Below are 9,801 nucleotides of genomic sequence, written 5' to 3'. Positions count from 1 at the left end.
CGCCACCCCCAACCCCGCCCACCCACCGAGGCACGGACCCACCTATCCAGCCTCGCCGGCGATTGAGGCGCGGGCCCGGGCAGCGCCCGGCAGACGGCAGCAACACGACCAAGCAGCCCGCAGGGCAACTGTGCGGGCCCGGGCGGAGCCCGGCGAGGATCCGGACCCGCCGGACGCCGCCGGGCAGGCCCGCAGGGCACACCGCATCGGACAGCCCGCCACCCCTACGCCCCCGAACCACGACACCCCGTCCCTGGACACCCTTCCGGAACGAGGTGTACCAAATCCCCCATGACGATCAACGGCGGTATTTCCTTCTGGTACGCGTCCGAGCGAAGCGGCACCCCGGCCGCCCCGCCCCGCGCCCCCCTCACCACCGACGCCACGGCCGACGTCGTCATCGTCGGCGGCGGCTACACCGGCCTGTGGACCGCCTACTACCTCAAGCGCGCCGCCCCCGACCTCCGCATCACCGTCCTGGAACAGAAGTTCTGCGGCTACGGCGCCTCCGGCCGCAACGGCGGCTGGCTCTACAACGGCATCGCCGGCCGCGACCGCTACGCCGCCCTCCACGGCCGCCCGGCCGCCCGCCGCCTCCAACAGGCCATGAACCAGACCGTCACCGAGGTCATCGACGTCACCGTCAAGGAAGGCATCGACGCCGACGTCCACCGCGGCGGCGTCCTCGAAGTCGCCCGCACCCCCGCCCAACTCAGCCGGCTGAAGGCCTTCCACGCCCACGAGGTCGCCTTCGGCGAGACCGACCGCGAACTCCTCGACGCCCCCGCCACCCGCACCCGCATCGACATCGCCGACGCCGTCGGCTCCAGCTGGAGCCCCCACGGTGCCCGCATCCACCCCCTGAAGCTGGTCAAGGGCCTGGCCGCCGCCGTCGAAGCCCTCGGGGTGGTCATCCACGAGTCCACACCCGTCACCGAGATCGCCCCGCGCCGGGCCGTCACCCCGTACGGCACGGTCCGCGCCCCCTACGTACTGCGCTGCACCGAGGGGTTCACCGCCGCCCTCAAGGGCCAGAAGCGCTCGTGGCTCCCCATGAACTCCTCGATGATCGTGACGGCGCCGCTCCCCGCCGAGACCTGGGCCCGGCTGGGCTGGTCGGACAGCACGCTCCTCGGCGACATGGCCCACGCGTACATGTACGCCCAGCGCACCGCCGACGACCGCATCGCGATCGGCGGCCGCGGGGTCCCGTACCGCTTCGGTTCCCGCACCGACCACGACGGCCGCACCCAGCCGGCCACCGTCTCCGCCCTGACCACCCTCCTGACCTCGTTCTTCCCGCAGCTCGCGGGTACGGAGATCACCCATGCCTGGTCGGGCGTGCTCGGCGTGCCCCGCGACTGGTGCGCCACCGTCACCCTGGACGGCGCCTCGGGCCTGGGCTGGGCGGGCGGCTACGTGGGCTCGGGCGTCGCCGCCGCCAACCTCGCGGCCCGCACCCTGCGCGATCTGGTCCTCGGCGAATCCACCGAACTGACCGCCCTGCCCTGGGTCGACCACCGCGTCCGCCGCTGGGAGCCGGAGCCCTTCCGCTGGCTCGGCGTCCAGGCCCTCTACGCCGCCTACCGCGAGGCGGACCGCCACGAGAGCGCCACCCACCGCCCGACGACCACCCCCCTGGCCCGCCTGGCCGACCGCATCTCGGGCCGCCACTGACCCGTTCCCGAACACGCGGAAGGCCCCGGGTGATCACCCGGGGCCTTCCGCTTCTGCACGAATTCCCTCGGCCAGAAAGCCCTGACCTGGGATGGAGCCGCCTATCGGAATCGAACCGATGACCTGGAGCTTACAAGGCAACCGCTCTGCCAACTGAGCTAAGGCGGCACACACCCACCCGCAAACGCACTGCGCGTGGAGCCGCCATCACTCTACACAGCGGCCGATTCCCCGAGCCATCGCATTGAACCCGCACCCGTAACCAGCCACACGCACGTTCGTTAAACGGACTGGTGTGTCGTTCTGAAGATCGGATCGGGGGAGGGGCGATGGCGGGCCGAGTGACGGGAGACGAAGCCCGGCACGTCAAGCGCGAACTCCTCGGGGTGGGCGACCGAACCAAACACCGGGCCCGCGCAGGATCGCCGCTCGAGAGCCGGACCAGACCGCCGGGCACGCAGCAGCGCGTCTACCGTTTCCGCTTCTATCCGACCGCGGACCAGGCCGCCCAACTCCGCCAGACCTTCGGCGCCTGCCGGTGGGTCTACAACGAGGGCCTCGCCCTCCGGGCGAAAGCGTGGGAGGACCACCGGGTGTCGCTGGGCTTCGCGGAAACCTGCCGGGCCCTGACCGGGTGGAAACGGGTGCCGAGGACGGCATGGCTGGCAGAGACCTCGTCCACGGTCCTCCAGCAGGCACTGCGCCACCTCGACTCCGCCTTCTCCCGCTTCTTCAAGGGAACGGCGAGGCACCCGCGACGGAAGTCGAAGCACCGGCCGAAGGAATCGGCGACCTACGTCCGCACCGGCTTCCGGTGGATCGAGGACCCGCAACGTCCGGGCACGGCCTCAGTCACCCTCGCCAAGCAGCCGGTCCCACTGGACGTGCGCTGGTCACGCGCGCTCCCGCCGGGGCTGTCACCGGTGAAACTGACCGTGACCCGGGACCGTGCCGACCGGTACTTCCTCTCCGTGCTCGTCGAGGAAGTGATCGCGGGCTGTCGGCCGCAATGCCCGTGGAGCCCTTGTAAGACCGACCGTGTGCGCCCCCGGGGCCGCACACGGTCCGGCAGCGGGCGTCGAAGCGGGAACAAAGCCAAAAGTGAGTTGCTCTGCCCGGCGCGGGGCACCACTGCATCGTCAATCACAGCCGCCAGGTGCTGACAGGAGCCGTCCGGGCGGGTAGCGTCGGCCGGAAGTCCATTTCGGTGGACTAGACCCATTCTTCCTTCCACTCGGATCGTCCGGCACGTTCCTGCCGGTAGAAGGGATTCATCACCATGGCTTCCGTCACTTTCGACAAGGCGACCCGGCTGTACCCCGGCGGCGACAAGCCCGCCGTCGACCAGCTCGAGCTGGAGATCCAGGACGGCGAGTTCCTCGTCCTCGTCGGCCCGTCCGGCTGCGGCAAGTCCACCTCGCTGCGCATGCTGGCCGGTCTGGAGGACGTCAACGGCGGCGCCATCCGCATCGGCGACCGCGACGTCACGCACCTGCCGCCCAAGGACCGGGACATCGCGATGGTGTTCCAGAACTACGCGCTCTACCCGCACATGACCGTCGCCGACAACATGGGCTTCGCGCTCAAGATCGCCGGTGAGGACAAGGCCACCATCCGCAAGAAGGTGGAGGACGCGGCGAAGATGCTCGACCTCACCCAGTACCTCGACCGGAAGCCGAAGGCGCTCTCCGGCGGTCAGCGCCAGCGCGTCGCCATGGGCCGCGCCATCGTGCGCAAGCCGCAGGTGTTCCTCATGGACGAGCCGCTGTCGAACCTCGACGCCAAGCTCCGCGTCTCCACCCGCACGCAGATCGCGGCGCTCCAGCGCGACCTCGGCATCACCACGGTCTACGTCACCCACGACCAGGTCGAGGCCATGACGATGGGCGACCGCGTGGCCGTCCTGAAGGACGGGCTGCTCCAGCAGGTCGACACCCCGCGCAACATGTACGACCGCCCCGCGAACCTCTTCGTCGCCGGCTTCATCGGCTCGCCGGCCATGAACCTGGTCGAGGTCCCGATCACCGACGGCGGCGTGAAGTTCGGCGACAGCGTCGTCCCGGTGTCCCGCGAGGCACTGTCCGCGGCGGCCGACGCGGGCGACCGCACCGTCACGGTCGGCGTCCGCCCGGAGCACTTCGACGTCGCCGAGACCGGCGGTCTGACCATCGTCGTGAACGTCGTCGAGGAGCTCGGCGCCGACGGCTACGTCTACGGCTCCACGACCTCCGCCGGCGGCTCGCAGGACCTCGTGGTCCGCGTGGGCGGCCGCCAAGTCCCGGAGAAGGGCTCCAGCCTCCACGTGGTGCCGCGCGCCGACGAGATCCACGTCTTCTCGACCTCCTCCGGCGAGCGACTGTCCGACTAGCAGTTCCCGCCGGTTTCGCGGTCGTTGGAGGGGCGTCCCGTCAAGGGGCGCCCCTCCGGCGTCCGTTGCCCGTCCGGGACTGCGGACGCAACCCCGGCAGACCGGGCCATTCGACCCCAACCGTCAACCCCCAATTCGAAAGACCACGTCGAACCATCCCCCGACAGGGTGACTAAATGTCGCCAAATCTTCACCGAGCGCTACTCTCGCCCTCGTGACCCACACTGCCCGCCGTATCGGCCGATCCCTCGCCCTGGTCCTGCCCGTCGTCCTCGTCCTGTCCGGGACCCTCGCGGTCACCATGGTCCCCTGGGCGGACACTTCGTCCTCGCAGATCGTGACCGCCTCCGCCGAGGACGTCTCCGTCCCCGCGAAGCCGCGTGCCGCGCACGAGGTGCTGCGCGATCAGCTCGTCGGTGAGCTGCAGCAGGGCGGGCGGCCGGACGACGTCCTGACCCACCTCCAGCAGGAGGTGGACCGGCGGCCGTCGCTCGCCGAACACTGCGTGGGGATCGCGCGGGCGGTGGGGCGCGCCGCCGTGGACGCGTACGGTCCGACGAAGGCCCAGTCGTTCGCCCGGCCCGTCTGCGACACCTCGTACGCCTCCGGCGTCGCCTCCATGGGCTGACGCACGCCACCTCCCTACGCTGGCCGTCATGACCGACGACCACCGATCCGCGCCGCCCGCTCCCTCCGCAGCCGCGTTCCCCGCCGCCCCCACCCAGGCCGCCGTCCTGGCGGGCGGCCAGGGTTCGCGGCTGCGCCCGTACACGGACGACCGCCCGAAGCCGATGGTCGAGATCCCGGGCACGGGGGTGCCGATCATCGGGCACCAGCTGGCCTGGCTGGCCGCCGAGGGGGTCACGGACGCCGTGGTCTCCTGCGGGCACCTGGCCGGGGTGCTCCAGGAGTGGCTCGCCGGGGCCCGGTTGCCGCTGCGCGTGACCACGGTGGTCGAGGAGGAGCCGCTGGGGCGCGGCGGCGGCCTCAAGTACGCCGCCCGGCACCTCCCACATCCCGAGGGGGCCTGGTACGCGACCAACGGCGACGTGTGGACCCGGTTCTCGCTCCGCGAGATGGCCGCCTTCCACGCGGAGCGCGACGCGGTGGCCACGCTCGCGCTGGCGCGCCCGCGGATCCCGTGGGGGGTCGTGGAGACCAACGAGTTCGGTCAGGTGCTGGACTTCATCGAGGCCCCGCCGTCGCCCTATCCGGTCAACGCCGGCGTGTACGTCTTCAGTGCCGAATTCGCCGCGCTGCTGCCGGACTTGGGGGACCACGAGCGCACGACGTTCCCGCGCCTGGCCCGTGAGCGGCGCCTCGCGGGCTACCCGCTGCCGCAAGGGGCCTACTGGCGGGCGATCGACACCGCGAAGGACCTCAGCGAGGCCGCGCGGGAGTTGGCGGAGCAGAAGGCCGTCTGAGGCCCTTCACGGGCCGACCGACGCCCGTACGGCCCGTACGGCTCCGTACGTACGCGGCTCCGCGCGCCCGGTACGCGTACGTGCGGAGGCCCGGCACGCTCGCGCGTGCCGGGCCCCGGTTTGCCGTGCCGGCATCAGCCGATGAGTCCGCCGATCAGGCCCGGCTGCTTCGCGGCCGGAGCCCCGCCGCCCGTGCTGCTCCCCGCGGAGGAGGGCGGCTGCTTGGCCGGGGAGGACTGGCGGGGGGTGCTGCGCGGGGTCTGCTGCTTGCCGGTGGTGCCGCGCGTCGCGGCGGGCGACTCGGAGCGGGTGCCCGAGGTCCCCTTGGTGGGGGTGCCGGACGCGGTCTTCCCGGACTTGGCGGCGGGCTCGGTCGCGCTGGCCGAGGGCGAGGCGGCCTTGGTCGGAGCCTTCGTGGGCTGCTGCTGTACGGGCTGCTGCGTGGCCGGTGCCTGCGGCAGGGGCCGGCCGGGCAGGTAGTTGCTGGGGGCTTCGCCCGGCCCGGGGACGGTGACGACGGTGGAGGAGCGGACGGCGCCGCCGAGGAGCGAGCCGATGAGCAGGGTGAGCCCGCACACGACGGTGGCCATGACGGCTCCGCGGCGCAGGACGCGCCGCCGCAGCCGCCAGATCTCGGAGCGCGGGCCGAGGGTCCGCCAGGCCTCGCCGGCGAGGCGCCCGTCGAGGGAGTAGACCGGGGCGCCGGCGATGATCAGCGGGCTCCAGGCGGCGAGGTAGATGATGTCGGGCGCGTCGTAGGCCGGGACGGTCTTCCAGCTCACCGTCATCAGCAGTGCGGCGGACAGCAGGGCCCCGAAGCAGGCGGCGAACCGCTGCCACAGGCCGAAGACCGTGAGCACCCCGACGATGACCTGGAGGAAGGCCACGGTCAGGCCCGCGCCGACCGGGTGGGCGAGGGCGAAGTCGCGCAGCGGCTCGGCCAGGGCCCAGGGGTTCAGCGTGTGCAGCCAGGTGACCATGGAGCCGCGTTCGCCGCCGTCGAAGTAGACGGGGTCGCACAGCTTGCCCATGCCGGCGTAGATGGAGATGAAGCCGAGGAAGACGCGCAGCGGGAGCAGCACGACGCCGAGGTTCATCCGGCGGCCGGGGTAGTAGGAGGCTTGGCCGCGGGTGTCGGGGCCGGCCCGGCGGAAGTCGGCCCCGGGGCCGTTACCAGGGCCGGCGCCGGGCGGCTCCTGCTGGTACGGCAGGTCGCGCACGGCGGCCAGGGAGCGGGTTTCGGAGGGGTCTCCGTAGCTGCGCTGGCCGATGACGGTCGGCGTGGCGAGGGTGTCCTCGGCGAGGTCGTGGGCCAGGTCGACGCGGGGGATGACCTGGGTGGTGCCGCCGTCGTACTCGTCGTATCCGCGGCCGGCCTCGCGCACCGCCTGGAGCAGGCCGCCCATGGCGGCGGCGTCGCCGACGTCGGACTTGCCGCTCCAGACCACGGGGGCCCGGCGGCGGGTGGCCCCGGCGGCGGCCGCAACGGCGCCACCCAGAACGGGTGCGCGGCCGGGGACCCTCGCGGGCTTGGAACGCGCGCTCGGGCTCGGTGCGAGCCGCACGCGGAAGCTGGCGTGGTTGACGATGACCTGTGCGGGGTCGCACGGCACCTTGACCATGCTCAGCGCGGGCTGGTCGTCGAACCCTGACGTTCTGGTGTCCACACTCATCTAACCGAGTGATCAGTGCTTAGGACACTGCCTTGACGCCAGGGATGTGTCCGAGGCCCGTCAAGATCAAGCCACCCCGCCCGGATCGGGCGGGGTGACACGCTCACGGGTCATGTTCCATGAGCCAAATGGATCAGTTGCGCACGGGATCCGACGTGCGGGAACCCGGTGCGCGGGGGATCAGATGCGACCGCGGTCGGCGCGGCGGCGGGCCGCCTCGTAGAGGACCACGCCGGCGGCGACGCCCGCGTTGAGGGACTCGGCGCCGCCCGGCATCGGGATGCGGACGAGGTAGTCGCAGTTCTCGCCGACGAGGCGGCCGAGGCCCTTGCCCTCGGAGCCGACGACGATGACGACCGGGCCCGCCAGCTCGGGCAGGTCGTTGACCGTCTTCGTGCCCTCGGCCGCGAGGCCGACGATGGTGATGCCGGCCTTCTTGTAGTCCTGGAGGGCGCGGGTCAGGTTGGTGACGCGCGAGACCGGGGTGCGGGCGGCGGTGCCGGCCGAGGTCTTCCAGGCTCCGGCGGTCATGCCGGCGGCGCGGCGCTCGGGGATGACCACGCCGTGGCCGCCGAAGGCGGAGACGGAGCGGACGATCGCGCCGAGGTTGCGCGGGTCGGTGACGCCGTCGAGGGCGACGATGAGCGGGTCCTCGCCGTTGTCGTAGGCGGCCGCGGTGAGGTCCTCGGGGTGCGCGTACTCGTACGGCGGGACCTGGAGGACCAGACCCTGGTGGTTGAGCCCGTTGGTCATGCGGTCGAGCTCGGGGCGCGGGGCTTCCATCAGGTTGATGTTGCCGCGCTCGGAGGCGAGCTGGAGGGCCTCGCGCACGCGCTCGTCGTTGTCGATGAACTGCTGGACGTAGAGGGTGGTGGCGGGGACGCCGTCGCGCAGCGCCTCGAAGACCGGGTTGCGGCCGACGACCATCTCGCTGGTGCCCTTGGGGCCGCCGCGGCGGGGGGCGGGGCGGCGCTTGGCGGCCTGGCGGGCCATGGCGTTCGCGATGCGGTTCGCCTTGTGCTTCTTGCGGTCCTCGGCCTTGGGCGTGGGGCCCTTGCCTTCCAGGCCCTTGCGCCGCTGGCCACCGCTGCCGACCGTGGCGCCCTTCTTGTTGGACGTGCGGCGGTTCCTGCGCTGGCTGTTCCCGGCCATGACCTCTACCTGTTTTCGTTGGTGCTGCGATATGTACGTATGAAGAGTGTGCTGCCCGGAGCGCCGCGCAGCACACCAGGCTCAGCTGCCCGGGCTCAGCGGGTGCCGAGCGTCCAGCGCGGACCCGTGGGGCCGTCCTCGATGACCAGCCCGGACTGCTGCAGCTGGTCGCGGATGGCGTCGGCGGTCGCCCAGTCCTTGCGGGCCCGGGCGGACTCGCGCTGCTCCAGGACGAGTCGTACGAGGGTGTCCACGGCGCCGTGGAGCTCCTCGCCGCGGTCGGAGCCGTTCCCGCCGTCCCAGTGGGGGTCGAGCGGGTCCAGGCCGAGGACGCCCAGCATGGCCCGCACCTCGGACAGGCGCGCGATGGCCGCGTCCTTATCGTCGGCGGCGAGCGCGCTGTTGCCCTGGCGGACGGTGGTGTGGATGATCGCGAGCGCCTGCGGGACGCCCAGGTCGTCGTCCATCGCCTCGGCGAAGGCGGGCGGGACCTCGCCCGCCGGCTCGACGGGCCCGCCGGCCTTCTCGATGACGCGCTGGTAGAAGCCCTCGATCCGGGCGAAGGCCGACTCGGCCTCGCGCAGGGCCTCCTCGCTGTACTCGATCATCGACCGGTAGTGCGGGGTGCCGAGGTAGTAGCGCAGGACGATCGGGCGCCACTGCTTGACCATCTCGGAGACGAGGACGGAGTTGCCCAGCGACTTGGACATCTTCTCGCCGGACATGGTGACCCAGGCGTTGTGGACCCAGTACTTGGCGAACTCGTCGCCGAAGGCCTGGGCCTGGGCGATCTCGTTCTCGTGGTGCGGGAAGATCAGGTCGAGCCCGCCGCCGTGGATGTCGAAGGCCTCACCGAGGTACTTGTGCGCCATGGCGGAGCACTCCAGGTGCCAGCCGGGACGGCCGCGGCCCCACGGGGTCTCCCAGGAGGGCTCGCCGGGCTTGACGGACTTCCACATGGCGAAGTCGCGCGGGTCGCGCTTGCCGGTCTCGCCGGTGCTCTCCGGCTGACGGATGTTGTCGAGCTCCTGGCGGGAGAGCGAGAGGTAGCCGGGGAAGGACTTCACGTCGAAGTAGACGTTGCCCTCGGACTCGTAGGCGTGGCCGCGCTCGATGAGGCCGCGCATCATCTCGATCATCTCCGGGACGTGCCCGGTGGCGCGCGGCTCGTAGGTGGGCGGGAGGCAGCCGAGGGCGGTGTAACCGTCGTTGAACGCGCGCTCGTTCTCGTAGCCGATGGACCACCAGGGGCGGCGTTCCTTCCCGGCCTTCGTGATGATCTTGTCGTCGATGTCCGTGACGTTGCGGATGAAGGTGACCTCGTAGCCCCGGTACTCGAACCAGCGGCGCATCACGTCGAAGTTGAGGCCCGACCGGATGTGCCCGATGTGCGGGGCGGCCTGCACCGTGGCGCCACAGAGGTAGATCGAGACACAGCCCGCGGTGAGCGGGGTGAAGTCGCGGATCTGCCGGGCGCTGGTGTCGTACAGGCGAATAGTCACGGCAT

General features: G+C 71.7%; 8 protein-coding genes and 1 tRNA gene. 5 read left to right on the top strand and 4 right to left on the bottom strand.

Annotated features, from left to right (window positions below; all coding sequences use genetic code 11):
- Nucleotides 1-291: 291 nt before the first annotated feature.
- Nucleotides 292-1,677, top strand: coding sequence for an FAD-binding oxidoreductase (locus ACIQK6_RS00450; RefSeq protein ID WP_329100614.1), 1,386 nt, complete (start codon nt 292-294; stop codon nt 1,675-1,677).
- A 92-nt stretch (nt 1,678-1,769) separates the two neighbouring features.
- Here the strand turns inward: ACIQK6_RS00450 and ACIQK6_RS00445 are convergent.
- Nucleotides 1,770-1,845, bottom strand: a tRNA-Thr gene (locus ACIQK6_RS00445).
- Nucleotides 1,846-2,018: 173 nt separating this feature from the next.
- Here ACIQK6_RS00445 and ACIQK6_RS00440 point away from each other — a divergent pair.
- The 4 genes from ACIQK6_RS00440 (at nt 2,019) to ACIQK6_RS00425 (ending at nt 5,469) form a co-directional block, all read left to right on the top strand.
- A complete protein-coding gene (locus ACIQK6_RS00440; RefSeq protein WP_329100612.1) occupies nt 2,019-2,840 on the top strand; it encodes a transposase in 822 nt (273 codons plus the stop codon).
- Between the two features lie 116 nt (nt 2,841-2,956).
- The gene (locus tag ACIQK6_RS00435; RefSeq protein ID WP_329100610.1) at nt 2,957-4,045 is read left to right on the top strand and encodes a sn-glycerol-3-phosphate ABC transporter ATP-binding protein UgpC; all 1,089 of its coding nucleotides are present in this window, start codon (nt 2,957-2,959) and stop codon (nt 4,043-4,045) included.
- Between the two features lie 214 nt (nt 4,046-4,259).
- On the top strand, nt 4,260-4,673 hold the full coding sequence (locus ACIQK6_RS00430) for a hypothetical protein (RefSeq protein WP_329100608.1): 414 nt from the start codon (nt 4,260-4,262) through the stop codon (nt 4,671-4,673).
- Between the two features lie 28 nt (nt 4,674-4,701).
- Complete coding sequence (locus ACIQK6_RS00425) at nt 4,702-5,469, top strand: NDP-sugar synthase (RefSeq protein ID WP_402694041.1); 768 nt, start codon at nt 4,702-4,704, stop codon at nt 5,467-5,469.
- 134 nt (nt 5,470-5,603) lie between these two features.
- On the opposite strand, the gene ACIQK6_RS00420 is transcribed toward ACIQK6_RS00425, so the two are convergent.
- The 3 genes from ACIQK6_RS00420 to cysS form a co-directional block, all read right to left on the bottom strand.
- On the bottom strand, nt 5,604-7,142 hold the full coding sequence (locus tag ACIQK6_RS00420) for a DoxX family membrane protein (RefSeq protein WP_329100604.1): 1,539 nt from the start codon (nt 7,140-7,142) through the stop codon (nt 5,604-5,606).
- Between the two features lie 180 nt (nt 7,143-7,322).
- Complete coding sequence (gene rlmB / locus ACIQK6_RS00415; RefSeq protein ID WP_329100602.1) at nt 7,323-8,294, bottom strand: 23S rRNA (guanosine(2251)-2'-O)-methyltransferase RlmB; 972 nt, start codon at nt 8,292-8,294, stop codon at nt 7,323-7,325.
- 95 nt (nt 8,295-8,389) lie between these two features.
- Nucleotides 8,390-9,796, bottom strand: coding sequence for a cysteine--tRNA ligase (gene cysS / locus ACIQK6_RS00410; protein WP_329100600.1), 1,407 nt, complete (start codon nt 9,794-9,796; stop codon nt 8,390-8,392).
- Nucleotides 9,797-9,801: the final 5 nt, after the last annotated feature.

The organism is Streptomyces sp. NPDC091682, from assembly GCF_044756625.1.
GTDB lineage: Bacteria > Actinomycetota > Actinomycetes > Streptomycetales > Streptomycetaceae > Streptomyces.
The sequence above is the reverse complement of the archived record's forward strand: the minus strand, read 5'-3'. Positions and strand labels throughout refer to the sequence as shown.

Coding starts and splice junctions, on each gene's coding strand:
- ACIQK6_RS00450 (WP_329100614.1), top strand. CDS start 292: ATGACGATCAACGGCGGTATTTCCTTCTGGTACGCGTCCGAGCGAAGC.
- ACIQK6_RS00435 (WP_329100610.1), top strand. CDS start 2,957: ATGGCTTCCGTCACTTTCGACAAGGCGACCCGGCTGTACCCCGGCGGC.
- ACIQK6_RS00425 (WP_402694041.1), top strand. CDS start 4,702: ATGACCGACGACCACCGATCCGCGCCGCCCGCTCCCTCCGCAGCCGCG.
- ACIQK6_RS00420 (WP_329100604.1), bottom strand. CDS start 7,142: ATGAGTGTGGACACCAGAACGTCAGGGTTCGACGACCAGCCCGCGCTG.
- rlmB (WP_329100602.1), bottom strand. CDS start 8,294: ATGGCCGGGAACAGCCAGCGCAGGAACCGCCGCACGTCCAACAAGAAG.